This is a genomic window from Frankia torreyi (assembly GCF_000948395.1).
Lineage (GTDB): Bacteria > Actinomycetota > Actinomycetes > Frankiales > Frankiaceae > Frankia > Frankia torreyi.
In genome coordinates, this window is the sequence record NZ_JYFN01000093.1 from 1 (window position 1) to 19817 (window position 19817).

The following is a 19817-nucleotide window of genomic DNA, read 5'->3' on the forward strand; positions in this document are numbered from 1 at the left end:
GGTTTCGACAGGCCCGCCAGCGCACCCGCCTCACGGGCCTTACGCCACTCCACGATATGCGCCGAGTACAGACTCTCCCGGCGCAGAATTGCACCCTTCTGCCCGTCCGGGGCCGCCTCGTACTCGTTCAGGATCCGCAGCTTGTACGCCGCTGAGAACGACCGCCGCCGCGCCTTCGGCTCGACCTCCGGGTCCGGCCGCCGGCCCGCGTCCTCACGTCCGTCCACACGGACATCATCGACCAGGCCACGCCCAGCCGGCACCGCCATCGTCACGATCTTCCTCTCCCTACCCGCCCAGGTCACAAGATGATAGCCGCCGCCTGGCTCATCTCATGCTGACAGATAGGGAGGGGCGGCTGACCGTCTTACCGGCCGCCACTCTCGCTGGGAGAGAGGGCGGTCGGTGACGGCCCGTGATGTCAGACGGCGCTCGCCTCGCCGCCGGATGGTTCGCCGGCACCACCCCGCGAGAGGTGTGCGTGGGAACGGAGCCACGTGGTTGCTCTGTATGCACAAATCGGACGCCGAACCGTACAGAAGAACCACGGTGGCGGCTCTCCCACGCATCCGCCCCGAACCGCGAGCCGTCGCCCCTACAGCGCCCAGTCGCAGCCACACCACGACGTCACGTAGCGTGAAAGCCGGCCAGGAAGCGGACGTCCCAGGCTCTGCGCCCAAGGGATCGCGACACGAAGGCGGTGTCGATGGGGTCGAGGTGCCACGCCCAGACTGGGACGGCCACCCGGTGGAACAGGCCCGGCCTACGGCGTCGACGGTGACCGGGTGGCGGGGATGCGTGCGCCCGAGACGAGGCTGCGGTCGAGGTCCGCCACGGTCGCGGCGCCGAGCAGGGCCATCGCGCGGTCGAACTCCGCGCGCAGCAGCTCGATCACCCGAAGGACACCGGCCTCACCGCCCGCGGCGAGCCCGTACAGGTAGGGCCGGCCCACGAAGACACCCGCGGCGCCGAGGGCCAGCGCCTTGGCCACGTCGTTGCCGCGCCGGACGCCTCCGTCGAGGAACACCGCGAGCCTGCCCGCCGCCGCGTCGACCACCTCCGGCAGGATGTCGATGGTCGCGGGGACGCCGTCGAGCTGCCGTCCGCCGTGGTTCGAGACCACGACACCGTCGACGCCCAGCTCGACGAACCGGTCGCACTCGTCGGAGCGCATCAGGCCCTTGAGGAGCAACGGGCCCTCCCACAACGACCGGATCCGCTCGACGTCCGCCCAGGTGACACAGTCCGACGACGACGCGATCGTCGCCCGGGTCTGGTCGAGGCTCAGCGGGACCGGATTGGCCGGACTGGCCGGACTGGCCGGACTGGCGGAACTGGCGGGATCGCCGGGACGGCCGGCGCCGAGCTGGCCGCGCAGGTAGTCGACCTTGCCGCGGACGAAGTCGGCCGCCCACGCCGGCTTGCCGGCCCCCTGCAGCACCGTCCTGGGATGCGGCGGCCGACTCATGAGCCGGTTGCGCGTGTCGCGCTCCCGGTTGCCCAGGACCGGCGTGTCGATGGTGATGGCCAGTGCCCGGTAACCGGCCGCCGCGATCCGCCGGAGGAGGTCCCCGACCTCGCTGCGGTCGGGGGGCAGGTAGAGCTGGTACCACAGGGTGCCGGTCGAGTGCGCGGCGACGTCCTCCAGCGGGAAGGCCGCCACGGTGCTCTGCATGTACACGACGTTCGCCCGCGCCGCGGCCCTCGCCACGGCGATCTCCGCGGACGATCGGGCGAGGCGACCCGCACCCGTCGGCGCCAGCATGATCGGCATCGACAGCCGCTCGCCGAACACGGTCGTCGAGAGGTCCCGCGTGGCGACGTCGGCGAGCGGCCGCGGGCGGAACTCGATGCGGTCGAACGCCGTGCGGTTACGCCGCAGCGACACCTCGTCGCCGGCTCCGCCTGCCAGGGCGTCGAAGACCACCCGGGGAAGCCGGCGGCGCGCCAGCTTCCGGACGTCCTCGACATTGACTGCGTCCTGCACCCTCACAAACACGAACCTTTCGCTGTCGGCGGGTCGCGGGAGCGCGTCCTCCCGGCCGCCGGGATTGTTCCGTCACGCCAGGAGCACCGACCCGGCAGCCGGTCACGCCCCGGGGGCGTTGGTGCGACCGGCGAGGACCGCCCGAATGTCGGCCGCGATCTCACTGACGACGGGTTCGCGCAGCACGGTGTCGTGGTCGCCGCCCACGGTGCGGTAGGTCGCCTCGCCGGTCAGCAGCGGGCGCCAGACATCCCGCCGGTGCGCGGGCGAGGCGGTCGCCGTGTAGACCAGCGCCCGGCCGTTCCAGGGCCTGGGTCGGTACAGCCTGGTGAGCACCCGGGACTGGTCGTAGAAGACGTCGTACTGGTTCATGCCCTTGAACTGGACGACGCCGGCCAACGGAAGCTGGGCCGCGCGCCAGGCCCGGCTGAGCAGGGCCCGGGCGGCCTCCCGGGCGGCTGCCCCCGCGGCGCGCGCCGGGCCCGTGGCCGGTCCCCCCGCCTGGTCCGCCGAGCCTCCGGCCGGAGGCGAGGCCGTGGTCGGGCTCCCCGGCAGCGCGGAGGGCAGCACCCCGCCCGCGAAGACGCCGGCGGACGTGTCGGGCGGGAAGCTGTCGATGAGGATCAGCAGTTCGACGTGCCCGCCGGCCTCGGTGAGCAGTCGTGCGGTCTCGAAGGCGACGAGCCCGCCGAAGGAGTGGCCGACGAGGTGGTAGGGGCCGGCGGGTTGGAGCAGGCGCAGGGTGCGGGCGTGGCGGCGGGCGGCGGCATGGATGGACCAGTCGGGCAGGCCGCGGTATTCGAGGCCGTGGGCCTGGATGCCGTAGACGGGACGCTCGCCGTCGAAGTGGCGGGCGAAGCCGAGCATGCCGATGGCCAGGCCGCCGGCGCCGCAGAAGCAGAACAGGGGCTGGCCGTCGCCGGTGGTGCGCAGCGGGACGACGGTGGGGTGACGCAGGACGTCGGTACCGACATTGCGCAGGCGGACGGTGAACTCGGCGACGGTGGGGGCGTCGGCGACGGTGGAGGTGGGCAGGTCGACGCCGAGTTCGTCGGCGACCCTGGTGAGCAGCTCCTCGGCGATGAGGGAGTCGCCGCCGAGTTCGACGAAGTCGTCGTGGATCCCGACGTCGTCGAGGTGCAGGGCGGCGGCCCACACGCCGGCGACGGCCTCTTCCCACTGGTCGCGGGGCGGGTTCTGGTCGGGTTTCGGGCCGGCGGGGGCGGCGGGCAGGTTCAGCCGGTCGACCTTGCTGCGGTCGGTCCTTGGCAGCGCGGTGACCAGCATGACGACGGCCGGCACCATGTAGGACGGCAGCTTGGCCCGCAGCAGGCGCCGGATCGAGGCGGGCGAGACCCGGGCGCCGGTCGCGGGCACGACGTAGGCGACCAGGCGGGTGCGCTCCGTGGTCTTGTCGGCCACGACGACGGCCTCGAGCACGTCCGAACTCGCGAGCAGGGCGGACTCGATCTCGATCGGCTCGACGAGGTACCCGCGGATCTTCACGGCCGCGTCGTTGCGGCCGACGACCCGGAGCTGGCCGTCGGCGTCGATGCGCCCGAGGTCCCCGGTGCGGTAGGTGGGCGTGCCGTCCGGCCCGACACCGAACCGCGCGGCGCTCACCTCCGGCGCCCGCCAGTAGCCCCCCGTGATGAAGTGGCCCGCGACGACGATCTCACCGGTCTCCCCGGGTGGCATCTCGACGCCGTCCGGCGAGACCACCCGCACCGCGACGTCGACCACCGGCCGCCCGGCCGGCATCACGCCGTCGGGCAGGTCCTCGTCCGACCAGATCGGGGCGCAGGTCGCCGTGCCGAGCTCCGAGGCCCCGTAGGAGACCAGGAACGCCGCGGTCGTCGGCAGGTGGCGGCGGGTCAACGCGACGTCGCGGGCGTAGATCGCCTCGCCGACCGACATGACGAAACGGAGGTCGCCGAGCACCTCGTCCGGCTCGAGGCAGCCGAACACGGTCCGGATCAGCGCCGGCGTGGCCACGATGCCGGCCGGCCGGGTGGTGCGCAGCCAGTCGGCCAGGTCGCGCACGCCGCGGACCCGCGGGTCGTACATCTCGAGGGTGGCGCCGAAGACCAGGCCACCGAGCAACCGGTTCATCCCCGAGATGAACGAGTAGGGCAGCAACAGCGGCAGCGGGTCGCCCGGCACCGGCCGCATCACGTCCCGGACCTGGATGGCGTAGTGGATACCCAGCAGGGCGCGGTGGTGCCACACGACGCCCTTCGGCACCCCGGTCGACCCGGAGGTGAAGATGAGCACGGCCGGATCGGTGTCGGCCCGGCACGGCGCGGTCGACGCCACCCGGTCGGCCAGCGCCGGGGACCAGTCTGCGACGCGCTCGTCGCCGACGTCGACCGTCGCCACGATCCCCGGCAGCGCGGCGGCGGTCCGCTGCTCGGCGGAGCCGGCCGGCCCGGTGACGCAGACCGGGGCCCCGGCCAGGCCCACGACCTGAGCCAGGCGGTCGGGGGGAGTGAGGCCGTCGAGGGGCACACAGGGCCGGCCACTCGCGATGACGCCCAGGACGGCGGCGATCCCGCTCGCGTCGTGGGGCAACAGCACCGCGACGGGCGTGTCCGGGTCGGCCGCGGCCGGCTCCCGCAGGATGCGGTCGGCGACGACGTCCACCCAGGCGACGAGTTCGGCGAAGGTGACGGCACAGTGTGCATCGCGGACCGCCACGACGTCGCGGCAGACCTCGGCGACGGCGCGGATCCGGCCGACGACGTTCCCGAACCGGTCGTCGGGACGCAGCGGCGGCGGTGCCGGCAGCGGCACCGCCACTGACGCCGGCACCGGTACCGGCCCCGACGCCGGCCCCGACGCCGGCCCCGACGCCGGCCCCGACTGAGCGATCTGGCCTTTCCTCATGTCAGCCAGGTCGGTGGCCCTTGGACGGACGGTATTGTCATGGCGCCTCCCGGGCAGGCATTGGTATGGGAGCCGTGACCGCGTGCTCCGATCGGTTCAGATTCAACACGAACGACTTTGCGACCTGCCACCCACCTCCGTAGTAGTCATTAACGTTAATGCGTGGTTGCTGCGCGCCCCCGCTCTTGCGATTCGGCCCGCCACGAAGCGCCACCGCGACTTCCCGCCGCCAGTCCGTCGGTGCCGGTGGCGGAGTTCACACGAAACTGGTGGCACTTACGACTGGCCCTGCCCCTCGGGACCGAGGAACTGCCACCGAACGAGGAGCTGCCACCGAACGGGATACGGGATATCGACGACGCTCACGTCACTGTCTATCTGTGCCTCCGGGCCCGGTACGGGCAGGCCCGCCGACCGGCGATGTCGCGGTACGTTTACTCGACGAACCAGCGATCCTCCAGCCTGTGCCCGACACCGGGACGGGCGGAAGGCCGGCGCCTCGGCTCATCGCCTGATCATGCCTGGCCGCCGGCACGGAGACCCTGCCCCTGCGCGTGCCCGGGTCGTCGCCCGGCGCGGGTGGCGGCCGGTTCCGCGCGAGGTCCTTCCCTGAACACCCGATAGGTTGCAGACTTTCGTTCTGTGAGCATCCTCGACGACGCCCGCNAGGGCATGGACCTCGACGTCCGACCGCAGGACGACCTCTTCGGCCACGTGAACGGCCGGTGGCTCGCCGAGACGGAGATCCCGTCCGACCGCTCGAGCTGGGGCCCGTTCGTGCAGCTCGCCGATGCCGCCGAGCAGCAGGTCCGCGACATCATCACCGACCTCGCCGCGCAGGACCCGGCCACCCAGGGCGAGGACGCCCGGAAGATCGCCGACCTCTACAACTCCTTCCTGGATATCGACGCGATCGAGGCCCTCGGCCTGGACCCGGTGCGGTCGCTGCTGGACGCCGCACGTGGTCTGGGCGACGTCCGCGACCTCGCCGCGTTCCTCGGCGAACTCGAGCGCGACGGCGGCTCCGGGTTGTTCGGCTCCTACGTCGACACCGACGACCGCAACTCCGACCGCTACCTGTTCCACCTGAGCCAGGGGGGCCTCGGCCTGCCGGACGAGTCGTACTACCGCGACGACAGGTTCGCCGCGACGCGCGAGAAGTACGTCGCCTACCTGACCCGCATGCTCGGGCTGGGCGAGCACCCCGACCCCGAGGGCGCCGCGCAGCGGATCCTCGACCTGGAAACCCTGCTCGCGAAGGGCCACTGGGAACGGGCCGAGACCCGCGACGTCCAGAAGACCTACAACCTGACGACGGCCGAGGAGCTGGCGGCGCTCTGCCCGGCCTTCGCCTGGGACGCCTACATCACCGGTCTCGGCGGGCAGCTCACCGGCCCGCACGCGACGCTGGCGGAGGCGTGCGTGCGGCAGCCGTCGTTCTTCGCCCACCTGTCGACGGTGCTGACCGACACGCCGATCGAGGGCTGGCGCGACTGGGTGGTGAGCCGCGTGCTGCGCTCGGCCGCGTCGTACCTGCCCGACCCGTTCGTCGAGACGCATTTCGACTTCTACGGCCGCACCCTCAGCGGCACGCCCGAGCTGCGGGCCCGTTGGAAGCGTGCGGTGGCGTTCGTCCAGGGCGCGATCGGTGAGGCCGTCGGCCGGGAGTACGTCGCCCGCCATTTCCCGCCGCGCGCCAAGGCGCAGATGGACGACCTCGTCGCGAACCTGCTCGCGGCGTACCGTGAATCGATCTCCCGGCTGGACTGGATGACGGAGGAGACCAAGCTCCGGGCGTACGACAAGCTCAAGACGTTCCGGCCGAAGATCGGCTACCCCGACCGGTTCCGGGACTATTCCGCCCTGCGGGTCCGCCGCGACGACCTGATGGGCAACGCCCGCGCCGCCGCCGCGTTCGAGACCGACCGGCAGCTCGCCAAGATCGGTTCACCGGTCGACCGGGACGAGTGGTTCATGCTCCCGCAGACCGTCAACGCCTACTACAACCCCGGCACCAACGAGATCTGCTTCCCGGCCGGCATCCTGCAGAAGCCGTTCTTCAGCCCCGACGCCCACCCGGCCGAGAACTACGGGGGCATCGGTGCGGTCATCGGCCACGAGGTCGGTCACGGCTTCGACGACCAGGGCGCGCAGTACGACGGCGCCGGCAACCTCAACGACTGGTGGACCCCCGCCGACAAGGCTGCCTTCGAGGTGAAGTCGAAGACCCTGGTGGAGCAGTACAACGCGTTCGAGTCGCGCAACCTGCCGGGCGAAAAGGTGAACGGCGCACTGACCGTCGGCGAGAACATCGGCGATCTCGGCGGCCTCACCATCGCCCACCAGGCCTTCGTCATCTCCCAGAACGGCGAGGCGTCACGCGACGACCGGCGCCGGCTGTTCATGAACTGGGCCTACGTGTGGCGCACCAAGCGGCGCCTCGAGCTCGAGCGGCAGTACCTCACCACCGACCCGCACAGCCCGCCGGAGCTGCGTGCCAACATCGTGCGCAACCTCGACGAGTTCCACGAGGTCTTCGATACCACCCCCGGCGACGGGCTTTGGCTGGACCCGACCGACCGCGTCCGAATCTGGTAGAGACGCCACCTTCCGTGGGATTCACAAAAGGCTCTTAACATTCAAGTCCGATATCGGTTTGACGCTATCCGAACCGGCTGAGGTACCGTCCCTCCCGCACCTTCACGCGTTCGGGGAATGACCAGAAGGGATCACCAGTGACCCAGCAGGAGCAGCAGGAGCAGCGCCAGCAGGTGGAGCAGCGGTTGCGCCAGAACTGGCAGCAGCTTCGCTACCGCATCCTTGACCAGTTCAATCAGGTCAGGTCGGCGGATCTCGATGCCGCGGCCGGCATCGATGACCTCGTCGCGCGGATTGCGGACAGGACGAACCACAGTGAGCAGTACGTCGAGAACCGTCTGCGGCAGTTGACGGGCGTCGGCGCCGGCCAGCAGCGCCAGTCGTTCGGCGTCCGGCAGTAGCCCTGACGAGGTCAGGTCGATCAGGCCTCGGCGCACCGTAGGCAGGCCGGTGCGCCACCGAGCCGACGTTCGCTACTCGGCGCGCGTTCTCGGGAAGGCCAACGGCGTGTTCGTGGCGACGCGCACCAGCGACCTCACCAAGGCAGTTCTGCCGTTCCTCCTGACCGTCACCTGCTGACGGTCAGCGCGGGCGCGGCGGCGGCCGCTCGGTCCCCCGGACGACCGTCGCCGTGCCCGGCTCGCGGGTGTACCACGCTCGTCGGCGCCCCTGGTGTAGCACTGAGTTCGTGCAGCCTCTCCCGAGCGGCCGGCCGCCTTCGGCCGTCCAGCCTCCTTCGGCCGTCCAGCCTGTTTCGACCGTCCAGCCCGTTTCGACCGTCCAGCCCGTTTCGGTCGTCATCGTGCACCGTGACCAGCCGGCGCGGCTCGTCGACACGATCGACGCGTTCCGCGCGCAGGACGTCCCAGTCGCGATCACGATCGTCGACAACGGATCGGCGGTCCCGCCACCGGTCGAGGCCGCCGACGTCGCGGTCGTGCTGGCCGGCGGCAACCTGGGATTCGGGCCGGCGGCCAACATCGGCTTTCGGGCGTTCCTCGCCGACGAGGACGCGGGCGAGTGGGTGGTGCTCGCGCCGCACGACGCGCTGCCCGAGCCCACCTGCCTGAGTCACATGCTGAGCGTGCTGGCGCAGCAGCCACGAGCGGGGCTGGCGTGTGCCGACGTCGGCGACGGAGCGACACCGGTCCTCGACCCCTACTTCGGCGGGATCCTCGCGCCCGCGAGCGTCGACGAGGGCTGGGAGCCGGCCGGCCACCCGCACGGCACGCTGATGTTCGCCCGCCGCGCCTGCCTCGACGAGGTCGGGATCTTCGACGAGCGCTACTTCGCGTACTGCGAGGAGGCGGACCTCGCGCTGCGAGCGAGGTCCGCCGGCTGGGAATCCGGACTCGTGCGCGGCGCGATGGTCACCAACCCGCACATCAGCTCGACCTCCGCGGCGATCGACTACCTGCAGCTTCGCAACACCCTGCTGCTCGTGCGGGAACACTCCGGCCGCTACCACGCGTTCATCCGACTCTGCATCGCGCTGTGGCACCTCGCCTCGGGCGCCGTCGTACCGGCCCGGCGCGGCCCCTACTGGCACCTCGAAGGACGCCTGCGCGCGCTCCACGACTTCCTCCATGGCCGCTTCGGCCCGCCGCCTGCGCACCTGCTCGTCAAGCGCTGACATCGCCGGCCGGTGCACCCGACAGGCCCAGGTTCTTCGCGGTCTCGACGACATTGCGAACGGCGGGGCTGTCCTCGCCCGTTCGCCAGATCAGGAGCTGATCCAGCCGGCCCCACGAGGCGGGGTCCGCGAGCGGGACCGCGACGACGGCCCGGTGCCGGTATCTCGGCACCGCCCGGGAGGCGGTCAGCGCGATGCCCTCGCCGGTCTCGACCCGGGTGGCGAGTTCGTCGCGGCCGTGGATGGGCGGGCGGCGGACGGTGATGGTGATTCCGGCGGTCTGCCAGAGGGTGGCGGGATCCGGGCCGGTCAGGATGAAGGTCTCGCCGTCGAGGTCCTCGAGGTCGATCGCGGACCGGCGGGCGAGGGGATGCCCGGCGGACACGAAGACCGTGTCGAGCATGAGGACGTCGAAGCGGTAGGCGTCGAGCCCCGCCGGTAGCTCTCCCCAGCACATGCCGAGGGAGCTGCGCCCGGCCAGAACCGACGCCGCGATCTTCTGGTTCGGCTTCTCCCGGTACTCGAGCCTGAGGTCGGGGTGCCGGGACCGCAGCGACCGTACGAGCGACGAGACGACGTCGAAGTGGTTGCTGGCGTGGAGAAGACCGACAGTGCCGGTGGTGCCGTTCACCGTGTCGGCGACGACGGCTCGGAAGGTCTCGATGCTGGCGAGGACGAGGCGCGCCTGGTCGAGCAGGGGCCTGGCCTCCGGGGTGAGGGCGACGCGGCGGCTGGTGCGCGCGAACAGCCGGATGCCGACGCTGGCCTCGAAGTCCTGCAGGCGCTTGCTGACGCCGGAGGTGCTCAGGCCCAGCCGGGCGGCGGTCCGTCCGAAGTGCAGCTCGTCGGCGAGGGCGACAAACACCTCTAAGTGATCGATTCCCACGCGGAGGATCGTCCCCGAACGGGAAACGATGCGTCAACCGGACGACTCTTGATCCCAGACTGAGGCAGGCGGGAAGCTCGCGGGGCCGGCCAACGCGCGAGGTCTCTGCGGCATCGGTCGATCAAATACCCGGATGACGGTCCCGCAACGAGGGGAGCTGGTATGGACGATGACCCGAACTGCTTCACCCCCGCCGACGACGGCCTCCATACTCCGTCGGACAACTATTATGAGACCGAGACATTCTGGTTCTCGTTCTTCGTGCCGGACCGGGCGCTGGGAGCCTGGCTCTACGCGTCGGTCAAGCACAACGCCGGGGGAACGGCAGGCGGCTGCTGGATCTGGGACGCCACCGGTAGCGCGCCCTGGGATATTCCGTTCTACGAGCAGTTCGCGCACCTCAAGGCGCCAAGCCAGCCGTCGCCGGGCGTCCTTGCGTTTCCGACCGGGATGACGGTGCAGGTTCGCGAGCCCGCCACGTCCTATCGCCTCGGTTATGACGACCGGAACCGGTGCCGGGTCGACCTGCGGTTCGACGCACTCGAACCGCCGGTGCCGCTGCGCCGGGGGGCGCCGCCGTATCCGAAGGCCTCGCACTATGACCAGACCGGGCACGTCACCGGCCACCTGCTGCTCGACGGTGAGCGGGTCGAGGTCGACTGCTACGCCATGCGGGACCGCTCCTGGGGACCCCGGACCGAGCGCGGCTACCGGCGTGTCGGCTACACCTGGGCCGCCTCCCCCGGGCTGAGCCTGCTGACCTACACGTCGCCGGAGGCGCATCAGGGCGGCACGGTCCCGGAGCGCGTGCACTCCGGCTACGTCCGCCGCGACGGCAAGCTCGCCCAGATCGTCGAGGGCCGCCGCACGGTACACCGCGATCCGGAGCAGGGCTGGATCACCGGCGTCGATCTCGAGGTCGTCGACGAACACGGCCGCGCCACCGTCGGCCGGGCCGAAGGCACAAGCCGCATGATCCTTCCCGGCGGTACGACGGTCTGTATCAACACCTCGCTGCGGTGGACTGTCGACGGCCGCACCCTGCACGGCGAGGACCAGGACGTCTGGCCGATCGACGAGTGGCGGCTGCGCCGCCGCGGGAGCGTCGCATGAGCAGCCTGACCCTGCCCGCCGCCATCCTGGAATGGATGGAGAAGGCGGTCGGACATCCGGTCCTGAGCGCGACGCGGATACCGGGCGGCGGCACCCGCCAGGGCTGGTTCATCGACGTCGACGCCAGCAGAAACGGCAACGGCAACACGGACGGGATCGGCGACACCGGCGGGAAGCTGTTCCTGCGCTACAGCCCGCAGCCGCTGCCCGCCCGCAGCGCCTTCCATCGGCTGGCCACCGAGGCCGAGGTGATTCGGGCCCTGGGCGGCGCCGGAATCGCGGTTCCCGCCGTGTATGCGGTCCATCCGGTGGAAGAGGCGGTCCTCCTCGAGCGGGTGCCGGGAGACACCTGGTTCTACCGCCTCCGCGACCCCGACGAGCAGGTCCGGGTGGCGCAGGACTTCATCAGGAGCCTGGCCAAAGTCCATCGCCTCGATCCCGCCCGGCTGGACATTCCTGGACTCGGGCCGGTGCGATCGGCGCGGGAGCATGCCCTGGAGCGCATCGCGCAGATCCGCCGGCGCGCCACCGCCCCGGACGGGTCGATCGACCCCCTGGTCCGCCTGTCGGCGGACTGGCTGGAAGCCCACGTGCCCGACTACGACGGCCCCGTCGTCCTGGTCCAGGGCGATACCGGGCCCGGCAATTTCCTGTACCAGGACGGACGGGTCACGGCCGTGCTGGACTGGGAACTGTGCCATTTCGGGGATCCGATGGACGACATCGCCTGGTTGTCGCTGCGGACCGTGCAGGACACCTTCACCCACCTGCCCGACCGCCTCGCCGAATACGAGAAGCTCTCCGGCCACGCGATCGACGTCGACCGAATCCGGTACTACCGGGTCTTCGCGGAGACGACGATGGCGACCCTCACTCCCCACGAAGGCCCCGGCGTCCCGGCGGTGGACGGCGAACAGCGGGCCGCCGAACAGTCGGCTGCCGAGAAGCCGGCTGCCGAGCAGGACGTCGGCAACCTCATGCTCTATCTCCAGCTCCATCGCCGGCTGTGGCTGGAGGCGTTGAACGCCGTCATGGGTCTCGAGCTCACCAAACCGGTCATGCCGGAGCCGGCGGAACCACGCGACTGGCAGCCCCTGTATGCCGACGTGCTGGCGATGCTGCGCACGATCACGCCACGGATCACCGACCCATTGGCGTCCCAGTGGCTGAAGGGAATAGCACGGATGGTCCGGCACCTGCGGGAGCTGGACGCCTGCGGCCGGGAGCGCGACGAGCTGGAGCAGTCTGACATCGCCCTGCTTCTCGGGTACCACCCCTCGTCACTGCAGGCGGGGCGGGACGCTCTCGCTCGGGCGAACGCCGTCCGGCGGGTCAGCGACGAGGATTTCACGCGCTACCTGTGGAACCGGGTGATGCGGGACGACCATGTGATGCGCCATGCGTCCGGGGCCCTGCACTTTCGCACCTGGCCGCCCCTGACCGACGTGTCCTGAGAACGCCCCCCTCAACCACCACGGAGTGATCATGACTGAGACCGAGAGTGACACCGAGACCGGGCCCGTCGCCCACGCCTGCCCGGTCGTGGACTATGTCACCGGCCCGCCACCCGCACCGGCGTTAACCCTGTTCCAGCGCATGGACGACCATCAGGCGGCCGGCCGCCCCGCTGTCCGGACCGACGAGGCGGGCGGGTACTGGATCTTCACGGACCATTCCGTGATCCTCGACGGGCTCCAGCAGCCCGACCTCTGGTCGAACTCGGTGATCGTCCCCACGGAGCCGGATCCGCCTTACCGATGGATCCCGATCATGCTTGACCCGCCGGAGCACACGAAATGGCNCCATCTGCTCGGGTCGTACTTCTCGCCCGGCCGGACGAAGGCGATGAAGGCCGGCCAGCACCGGCTCGCGGTCGAGCTCATCGAGAGCCTGCGTGACCGCGGCGAGTGCGACTTCGTGCGCGACTTCGCGCAGGTGTTCCCCAGCACGATCTTTCTGGACATCATGGGGATGCCGCGGGAACAGCTCGGCGAGTTCATGCAGTGGGAACACATGATCCTGCATGAGAACAACGACAGCGATCCCGACGGCTCGGTGCGGCTCGCGGGCATGCAGGCCGTCCAGACCTACTTCGCCGGCCTCGTCGCCGAGCGGCGGGCGAACCCCGATCCCGATGCCCAGGACGTCGTCAGCGCCGCGATCTCCTGGGAGATCGACGGGGAGCCGGTGACCGACGCCGACGTGCTCAACTGCCTGCTGCTGCTGTTCATGGCCGGCCTCGACACCGTCGCCGGCCAGTCCTCCTACATCCTGCTGCACCTGGCCACGCACCCGCAGGACCGGGCCCGGATCGTCGCCGAGCCCGAGCTGATCCCCCACGCCGTGGAGGAACTGCTCCGGGCATATCCGATCGTGCAGACGGCCCGCAAGGCCACCCGGGACGCGGAGTTCCACGGCTGCCCGATCAGGAAGGGGGACATGGCGGCCTTCCCACTCTCCGCGGCCGGCCGGGACGAGCAGGCCTATCCCGACGCCAGGCGGGTCGATCTCGATCGCACGACGGTCCGTCATCTTTCCTTCGGTGGCGGCCCCCACCGCTGCCTCGGTTCCCACCTGGCTCGCCAGGAACTCGCCGTGCTGGTACAGGAATGGCACCGTCTCATTCCCGACTACGAGCTCGCCGAGATTCCCCTCGAGCACGGCGGCGGGGTGTGGGGCCTGGAGTCCCTGCCCCTGCGGTGGGCCGTCTGACGCCGGCTCGGCAACGAGGCGGTCAACCAGGCCCGCCGCATTCGCGGCACCGATCGTTGAAAGGGAGAACCATGGCCACCGACTTCTCCTACCGGCTCTACATCGACGGGACGTGGTCCGACGGTGAGGGCGTAGCGCAGCTCGAGGTCCTGAATCCGGCGACCGAGGAGGTCATCGGCCGGGTGCCGCAGGCGACCCGCGCCGACGTGGCACGGGCCATCGAGGCCGCCCGGCGGGCCTTCGACGACGGGCCCTGGCCGCGGATGACACCCGGGGAGCGCGCCCGGATCATGCTGCGCATGGCGTCGGTGATGGAACGGCGACTGGCCGAGATCGTCGACCTGAACATCGTCGAGGCGGGGTCGGTCCGCTGGCTCGCCGAATCCATCCAGGTGGGCATCCCGGTCGCGCACCTGCGCGACATGGCCGAGCGGGTGATGCCGTCGTTCGCCTGGGAGAAGCCGCTCCTGCCGTTCGTCGGCGCCGGAATCGGTCAGGGCGTCCTGCGCCGCGAGCCGTTCGGCGTCGTCGGGCTCATCTCCGCCTACAACTTCCCGTTCTTCCTCAGCATGATGAAGCTTGCGCCCGCCCTCGCCGCCGGGTGCACCGTCGTGCTGAAGCCCGCTCCCACGACCCCGCTCGAGTCCTTCCTGATCGCCGAGATCGCCGAGGAGGCCGGGCTTCCTCCCGGCGTGCTCAACGTCGTCACCGGCGACGTCGAAGCCGGTCAGGAACTGACCAGCAACCCGATGGTCGACCTCGTCAGCTTCACCGGCTCGGACAGCGTCGGCCGGCTGGTCTACAGCCAGGCCGCGCCCACCCTGAAGAAGGTCGTGCTGGAGCTCGGCGGCAAGTCGGCGAACATCATCTGCGACGACGCCGACCTCGACTTCGCGCTCGCCGACGTGCTGGCCGGCATCACCCTGCACGCCGGGCAGGGCTGCTCCCTGCTCACCCGCACCCTCGTGCACCGCTCCCGGCACGACGAACTCGTCGAGAAGGTCACCGCCGCGCTGGCCCAGGTCAAGGTCGGCAACCCCGTCGAGGCCGACACCGCCATGGGCCCGCTCATCAGCGAGGCGCAGCGGGCCAAGGTGGAGGAGCTCATCCGCACCGGCGAGAAGGAGGGCGCCCGGATCGTCTTCGGCGGTGGCCGGCCGGCCGGGCTCGACCGGGGGTACTTCGTCGAGCCGACGCTGTTCACCGGGGTCGACAACGCCATGACCATCGCGCGCACGGAGTTCTTCGGCCCCGTCGGTGTGATCATCCCGTTCGACGACGATGCCCACGCCGTCCGGATCGCCAACGACAGTCCGTACGGGCTCGCCGCGGCCGCCTGGGCGAAGGATCCGATCCGCGCGTACGACCTCGCCAAACAGCTCCGCGTCGGATTTGTCACGATCAACGGCGGCGGCGGTGGCCTCAGCCCGCACACCGCCTTCGGCGGCTACAAGCAGAGCGGACTGGGCCGCGAATGGGGCGAGCACGGACTCGACGAGTTCCTCCAGACGAAGTCGGTCGTCTGGGGCGTGGCGCGCGGCTGACCCCGCCGCGGCCCCGACAAGCGGAGAGGAAAGCATCGTGGCTGCCGCCGAACCGCCGGTCCCGCCGGCGCTGGTCGATCCCAGCGGCGTGTGGGTCTTCAACTGGGTGATCCCGTTCCTCGGCGGACTGATCATCGTCCTGGCTGTCGCCGACACCATCCGGCGGCGGCGTCTGACGTGGGGTTTCCTGTTTCTGACGAACAGCATGCTGGTCTACTGGATGGAGACCGTCGGCGACTGGGGTCAGCAGCTCGTCTACAGCCCTGCCTTCGCCCAGCATCATCTGCTCGACTGGCTGCCGATCAAGACGCCGCACGATCCGCTGTTCATGCCCTTCGCCTACGCGTGCTACTGGACGGTGCATGCCTTCATCGTGCTGCGCATCGGCCAGTTCCTCGTGCGGCGTTTCGGGTGGAGCCTGCTGCAGGCCATCGCCGTACTCGCGATACCGGTGAACTACACGTGGGACTTCCTCGTCGAAAGCCTGGCCGCCGCGATGGGATGGTGGGTCTACGACCCGGGGTTCGGTCCGCACATCGAGTTCGGCAACGGCGGCAAGTTCACCGTGCTGTGGACGATCGGGCTGATGTCGTTCTGGCCGAACCTGATCGCCTACTGGGCCGGCAAGCCGCCGGTCCGCGCGCTCAACTATTTCGAACGCTTCTTCGGGCTGGAACGCTTCACCACTCCACGACGTGGCGAACCCGAGACGCCGACATCCGACCCCGGCACGCCGCTGACGGCGGGCGGCCCGGGTGACGCTGCCGTGCTTGTCCGGCAACCCCGGCAACTCACCAGTCAGCGGCGGCTCGATCGACGGCAGGAATACGACGCCTGGCTCGACTTCGACGTCACCATACCGAGGTGGAAGTTCGAACTCGCCCGCTTCGGCGCGTGGTTCGTGGTCTTCCAGGTCACCTTCTTCGTCATGCTCGTCCTGCCGCTGGTCGCGATGCGCGCGCTGACCGGCCACGACAGCGTCTACGTTCCCTAGCCGAGGAGGATTTGATGAGCACGGGCGCGCCCGACGACGATCCGCTCGGGATCCAGGCGAAAATGCTGCCGCCCGCGGACGGCGCGGCCCTGCGGCGAGAGTCCGCGTGGGTCTTCGCCTGGTGCATGGGCCTGACGGCGGCGCTGTTCGTCCTGGTCTATCTGCTGACCTGAGCGGGAACGCGCCGCCCGCGCTGGCAGGCGACCGTGGTCAATGTCCGGTGAGCCGGTCCGTCCGGGCGGGGCCGGACGGTCGACTCACCGCGGCCACCACGGCCACCGCGGCGAGGACCACCAGGACCCCGATCTCGACGGCGACGCTGATCGCGGCGTCCGGGGAGGGCGTGAATCCGTGCTCCTCGAACCCGGCGACGCCGGTCGTCCGAGACAGCACGAAGCCGACCAGCGCGCCCCCGGACAGGCCCGCGGCCAGGACGGACAGCAGGACCGACCCGGGTAGCGCCACGCTGACCACGAGCAGGAACGCGACGGCGAACGAACCCCCGGCCTGGACGAGGAACGCGGGGCCGATGGTGTGGATGTGGCGGTAGCCGTGGTTGGCGTACAGGTCGTAGTGGATGTAGCCGCTCCAGGCCAGCAGGGTGGCCACGACGACCTTCGTCGCTCCCCCGACGATCTGCGCCGGCCCGGCCGGGGCCGATCCCGGCGCGCCGGGCCCGCCCGGCGCCGAGAGCGTCTCCGTCTCCGCCCCCGTCCCCGCCTCCGTCTCCATCTCCGACGCGCTCACGAGAGCACACTGTCCTTGATCGCCAGGGTGGTCTGGCCCTGGACGTGGCTGACCTCGCGGATGCCGAGCGCGGCCCGCAGCCGGCCGGCGGGCAGGGTCTGCGGCGTCGGTGCCGGGCCGACCCCGGGCCGGGGCAGGGGGTAGGCGGTCGTCGTGGCGCTGTGGAAGGTCACGGTGCCCTCGGTTTTCGTGAACAGCTGGTGGACGTGGCCGTTGAGGCAGGTCACCGAGGAGAACCGTCGCAGGTGACTCAGGGCCTGCGCGGCGTCGTCGGTCCCCCAGCCCCACTCCGGGTACATGGCGAACAGCGGGATGTGGGAGAAGACGAGGATCGGTGTGTCGCTGGACAGGCCGGCGACATCCCTGCGGACGAAGTCGAGCTGGTCCGGGCCGAGATGACCGAGCTTCTCCAGGCTCAGGGTGTTGACCAGTGCGAGGACGTGGACGCCCTTGAGGTCGAAGCTGTACCAGCCGTCACCGGCGGAACCGGCGCCGAAGGTCGACAGATAGCCCCGGCCGTGGTCGTGGATCGCGTCGTGCTCCCCCGGCACGGTGTGCACGCTGCCGGCGCGCACACCGCCGAGCATCTGCTTGACCTGGTCGAACTGGGCGGCGGTGGACAGGTGGGTGAGATCACCGGTGTGCATGACGAAGTCCGGCCGGTAGGGCAGCGCGTTGACCTGGTCGATCGCGTGGGCGAACGAGCCGGTGACGTCGGGGTTCGCCGTTCCGGTGAAGCCCAGGTGGCTGTCGCTGACCTGGACGAACCGCAGTGTGGCGGTGTCGTCGGCCGCCGCGGCGGCCGACGTCGTCCCGCCGACGACCGAGCTGATCACCTCGCCGCCGACGACGCTGAGTGCCACCGCCGCGCCGAACCACGCGCCGTGGCGGGCCAGCTGCCGCCGGCTCATGCCACCCGGCCCCGGCCGACCCGCCCCACCCGGCCGACCCGCCCCACCCGGCCGATCCGCCTCACCGGGCCGGGCGCCACGGGGGTCACGCCCGTCGCCGGCGCTCACGGGGTCACCACCACGGTGCCGAGCATGAACGGGTGGATGGTGCACAGGTAGGCGTACTGACCGGCCTTGGTGAACGTGTACTGGTAGGTCGCCCCCTGGTCGAGGGTCGGTGAGTCCGGGCCCGCCCCGCTTTTCGCGGTGACCGTGTGCGGATCGGAGTCCTGGTTCGTCCAGGTGACCGTCGTGCCAGCCTTCACCGTGACGGTCGCCGGCGAGAACGCGAAGTTCTGGATCGCCACCCTGGTCGCCGACACCGGCTTTCCGGCCGCCGTCGCACCACCCGCGCCCGGCGCACCCGTCGCCATCCCGGACATGCCCGGCATCGGGGCCGGCGTCGAGGGCGGCGTCGTGCCACCGCCCGCCCCGGCCCCCGACGTCGCCGTCGGGGTCGCGGCGGGAGCGTACGCAGGCGCCGCGGCCGACGCCGCCCCGCCCGACCCGCTGCCGCAGGCCGCAAGACCGGGAAACGCCACCGCCAGAACGGCGACCGCGAACAGCCGCCGCGGTCGGCGCAGCACAGAAGAACACCACATCGGATAGCTGCCTTTCCGGCCCGTCCTCCGGGCCAGTGCCGTGGGTCCACCGTGTTCGGCTCGTGGACCGCGTCTGTCATCGCGGTCATCAATAGCCGGGGTGGTTACACGGCCCGGGCGATCACCCGGTAGCAGTCGGTCGTCCGGGGCGAGCCGCGCGGCCGACCCGCCGCAGGGGTTCAGGACACGAGTGAGCTCGTCCGGCGCGGCGTACGGGCGGCCCAGCGCCCGGGCGAGGTCCCAGCGGTGCACCAGCATGTCGACGAAGTGCACTGCGGCCACCTCGTGCGTGGGAACCTCGCGGCCGACCTTCGGGACGGTGATCTGCGGGCCGGCCTGCCAGCCGAGTTGCGAGTCAGGGCGTTACACGCCACGCTCGTCACCGACAGCCGATAGTGACACCGTGACTTCACTCATACGCAATATCGAGTTCGACTGCGCCGATGCCTACGCTCTTGGGTCCTTTTGGGCAGAGGTCCTGGGCGGGGTCCTCTACGAGGACGACCGGCCCGAGGTCCCGGAGGTACTCGTGAGCACCGGAGAGGGCGGCGGGCCAGGCCTGCTGTTCCTCGCCGTACCCGAGGGCAAGAAGGTCAAGAACCGGCTGCACCTGGATCTTCAGCCACAGGACCGATCTCGGGATGAAGAAGTCGAGCGGCTGTTGGGCCTGGGCGCCAAGCTTGTCACGGACTTCCGCAAGCCGGACGGTACGGGCTGGGTCGTTATGATCGACGTTGAAGGGAACGAGTTCTGCGTGGAGCGCAGTCCGGCAGAGCGGATCTTGACCGGGGATATCTAGTAGACCGTCGCTGTTTAGTTCTGGGGTGTGGCAGGCTGGTGTTGGCAGATCTTCCTCGTCCCCTCTGCCGGTCAGGACAAGTCATGCCGTCACAGAAGAAGCGGCCGGTCACCTTGACCGCGGCCGATCGTGAAGCGTTGGTTCGGGTCACCACCACGGGTGTGCATCCGGCCTCGATGATCAGGCGGGCGCAGGTGCTGCTCGCGTTGGACACCTCGACCGGCGAGGTTGATCCTGTCGAGGTGATCGCGGCACGGCTGGGTGTCTCGGGTGAGACGCTGCGGCTGGTCGCCAAGCGGTTCGCCGAGACCAGCGGCGACATCTGGGCCACGGTCGGGCGCAGGCAGCGGGAACAGCCCCCGGTGC

General features: G+C 70.6%; 18 protein-coding genes and 2 pseudogenes. 13 read left to right on the forward strand and 7 right to left on the reverse strand.

Annotation, left to right across the window (positions count from 1 at the left end; all coding sequences use genetic code 11):
* The 3 genes and pseudogenes from FF36_RS35165 to FF36_RS29590 all read right to left on the reverse strand — a co-directional run.
* Window positions 1–227: pseudogene (locus tag FF36_RS35165) on the reverse strand (hypothetical protein); the annotation flags it as partial.
* Window positions 228–763: 536 nt separating this feature from the next.
* The gene (locus FF36_RS29585) at window positions 764–1993 is read right to left on the reverse strand and encodes an alpha-hydroxy acid oxidase (RefSeq protein ID WP_044888512.1); all 1230 of its coding nucleotides are present in this window, start codon (window positions 1991–1993) and stop codon (window positions 764–766) included.
* 96 nt (window positions 1994–2089) lie between these two features.
* Complete coding sequence (locus tag FF36_RS29590) at window positions 2090–4786, reverse strand: alpha/beta fold hydrolase (protein WP_242422982.1); 2697 nt, start codon at window positions 4784–4786, stop codon at window positions 2090–2092.
* Window positions 4787–5545: 759 nt separating this feature from the next.
* Between FF36_RS29590 and FF36_RS29595 the strand changes: the two genes are divergently transcribed.
* The 4 genes from FF36_RS29595 (at window position 5546) to FF36_RS29605 (ending at window position 9104) form a co-directional block, all read left to right on the forward strand.
* Window positions 5546–7471 carry a M13 family metallopeptidase gene (locus tag FF36_RS29595; RefSeq protein WP_199865548.1) on the forward strand — a complete coding sequence of 642 codons (1926 nt, stop codon included), beginning with the start codon at window positions 5546–5548 and terminating at the stop codon, window positions 7469–7471.
* A gap of 137 nt (window positions 7472–7608) precedes the next feature.
* Window positions 7609–7872, forward strand: coding sequence for a hypothetical protein (locus tag FF36_RS29600; protein ID WP_044888504.1), 264 nt, complete (start codon window positions 7609–7611; stop codon window positions 7870–7872).
* Window positions 7873–7921: 49 nt separating this feature from the next.
* Entirely contained in the window at window positions 7922–8050 is a 129-nt protein-coding gene (locus FF36_RS40240) for a hypothetical protein (RefSeq protein ID WP_255355969.1), read from the forward strand.
* Window positions 8051–8273: 223 nt separating this feature from the next.
* Complete coding sequence (locus FF36_RS29605) at window positions 8274–9104, forward strand: glycosyltransferase (protein ID WP_236706163.1); 831 nt, start codon at window positions 8274–8276, stop codon at window positions 9102–9104.
* On the opposite strand, the gene FF36_RS29610 is transcribed toward FF36_RS29605, so the two are convergent.
* The gene (locus FF36_RS29610) at window positions 9094–9990 is read right to left on the reverse strand and encodes a LysR family transcriptional regulator (protein ID WP_044888505.1); all 897 of its coding nucleotides are present in this window, start codon (window positions 9988–9990) and stop codon (window positions 9094–9096) included. The genes FF36_RS29605 and FF36_RS29610 overlap by 11 nt on opposite strands.
* A gap of 162 nt (window positions 9991–10152) precedes the next feature.
* Here FF36_RS29610 and FF36_RS29615 point away from each other — a divergent pair, with 162 nt between their 5' ends.
* From FF36_RS29615 to FF36_RS35715, 6 genes are all read left to right on the forward strand, one after another.
* Window positions 10153–11103, forward strand: a complete 951-nt coding sequence (locus FF36_RS29615; RefSeq protein WP_044888506.1) for a DUF7065 domain-containing protein — start codon at window positions 10153–10155, stop codon at window positions 11101–11103.
* A complete protein-coding gene (locus tag FF36_RS29620) occupies window positions 11100–12557 on the forward strand; it encodes a phosphotransferase family protein (RefSeq protein WP_044888514.1) in 1458 nt (485 codons plus the stop codon). The genes FF36_RS29615 and FF36_RS29620 overlap by 4 nt, the downstream gene beginning before the upstream one ends.
* A gap of 616 nt (window positions 12558–13173) precedes the next feature.
* Window positions 13174–13815, forward strand: a complete 642-nt coding sequence (locus FF36_RS39525) for a cytochrome P450 (RefSeq protein ID WP_242419857.1) — start codon at window positions 13174–13176, stop codon at window positions 13813–13815.
* A 71-nt stretch (window positions 13816–13886) separates the two neighbouring features.
* Window positions 13887–15359: an aldehyde dehydrogenase family protein gene (locus FF36_RS29630; RefSeq protein WP_044888507.1), complete on the forward strand. Its 1473-nt coding sequence runs from the start codon at window positions 13887–13889 to the stop codon at window positions 15357–15359.
* Between the two features lie 37 nt (window positions 15360–15396).
* Entirely contained in the window at window positions 15397–16353 is a 957-nt protein-coding gene (locus FF36_RS29635) for a hypothetical protein (RefSeq protein ID WP_236706165.1), read from the forward strand.
* Between the two features lie 14 nt (window positions 16354–16367).
* On the forward strand, window positions 16368–16526 hold the full coding sequence (locus tag FF36_RS35715; protein ID WP_157867014.1) for a hypothetical protein: 159 nt from the start codon (window positions 16368–16370) through the stop codon (window positions 16524–16526).
* Between the two features lie 37 nt (window positions 16527–16563).
* Here FF36_RS35715 and FF36_RS29640 read toward each other — a convergent pair whose 3' ends face one another.
* The 3 genes from FF36_RS29640 to FF36_RS39530 form a co-directional block, all read right to left on the reverse strand.
* Window positions 16564–17100, reverse strand: coding sequence for a hypothetical protein (locus tag FF36_RS29640; RefSeq protein WP_236706166.1), 537 nt, complete (start codon window positions 17098–17100; stop codon window positions 16564–16566).
* Window positions 17097–18011 (reverse strand): metallophosphoesterase family protein, encoded by a 915-nt coding sequence (locus FF36_RS29645; RefSeq protein ID WP_044888508.1) that lies wholly within the window; start codon window positions 18009–18011, stop codon window positions 17097–17099. Before FF36_RS29645 ends, FF36_RS29640 begins: the two co-directional genes overlap by 4 nt.
* Window positions 18012–18115: 104 nt before the next feature.
* A complete protein-coding gene (locus tag FF36_RS39530) occupies window positions 18116–18316 on the reverse strand; it encodes a plastocyanin/azurin family copper-binding protein (RefSeq protein ID WP_236706167.1) in 201 nt (66 codons plus the stop codon).
* On the opposite strand from FF36_RS39530, the gene FF36_RS39535 reads away from it, so the two are divergent.
* The 3 genes and pseudogenes from FF36_RS39535 to FF36_RS29660 form a co-directional block, all read left to right on the forward strand.
* A complete protein-coding gene (locus FF36_RS39535; protein ID WP_242422984.1) occupies window positions 18303–18659 on the forward strand; it encodes a hypothetical protein in 357 nt (118 codons plus the stop codon). The two genes, FF36_RS39530 and FF36_RS39535, sit on opposite strands and share 14 nt — an antisense overlap.
* Window positions 18660–18908: 249 nt before the next feature.
* Entirely contained in the window at window positions 18909–19451 is a 543-nt protein-coding gene (locus tag FF36_RS29655) for a VOC family protein (RefSeq protein WP_242422985.1), read from the forward strand.
* 83 nt (window positions 19452–19534) lie between these two features.
* A pseudogene (locus FF36_RS29660) lies at window positions 19535–19817 on the forward strand (helix-turn-helix domain-containing protein); the annotation flags it as partial.

Bases quoted from the DNA above. Each gene is read 5' to 3' on its own strand.
- FF36_RS29595 (WP_199865548.1), top strand. From the start codon at position 5,546: ATGGACCTCGACGTCCGACCGCAGGACGACCTCTTCGGCCACGTGAAC.
- FF36_RS29615 (WP_044888506.1), top strand. From the start codon at position 10,153: ATGGACGATGACCCGAACTGCTTCACCCCCGCCGACGACGGCCTCCAT.
- FF36_RS29620 (WP_044888514.1), top strand. From the start codon at position 11,100: ATGAGCAGCCTGACCCTGCCCGCCGCCATCCTGGAATGGATGGAGAAG.
- FF36_RS39525 (WP_242419857.1), top strand. From the start codon at position 13,174: ATGCAGGCCGTCCAGACCTACTTCGCCGGCCTCGTCGCCGAGCGGCGG.
- FF36_RS29630 (WP_044888507.1), top strand. From the start codon at position 13,887: ATGGCCACCGACTTCTCCTACCGGCTCTACATCGACGGGACGTGGTCC.
- FF36_RS35715 (WP_157867014.1), top strand. From the start codon at position 16,368: ATGAGCACGGGCGCGCCCGACGACGATCCGCTCGGGATCCAGGCGAAA.
- FF36_RS29645 (WP_044888508.1), bottom strand. From the start codon at position 18,011: ATGAGCCGGCGGCAGCTGGCCCGCCACGGCGCGTGGTTCGGCGCGGCG.
- FF36_RS29655 (WP_242422985.1), top strand. From the start codon at position 18,909: ATGTCGACGAAGTGCACTGCGGCCACCTCGTGCGTGGGAACCTCGCGG.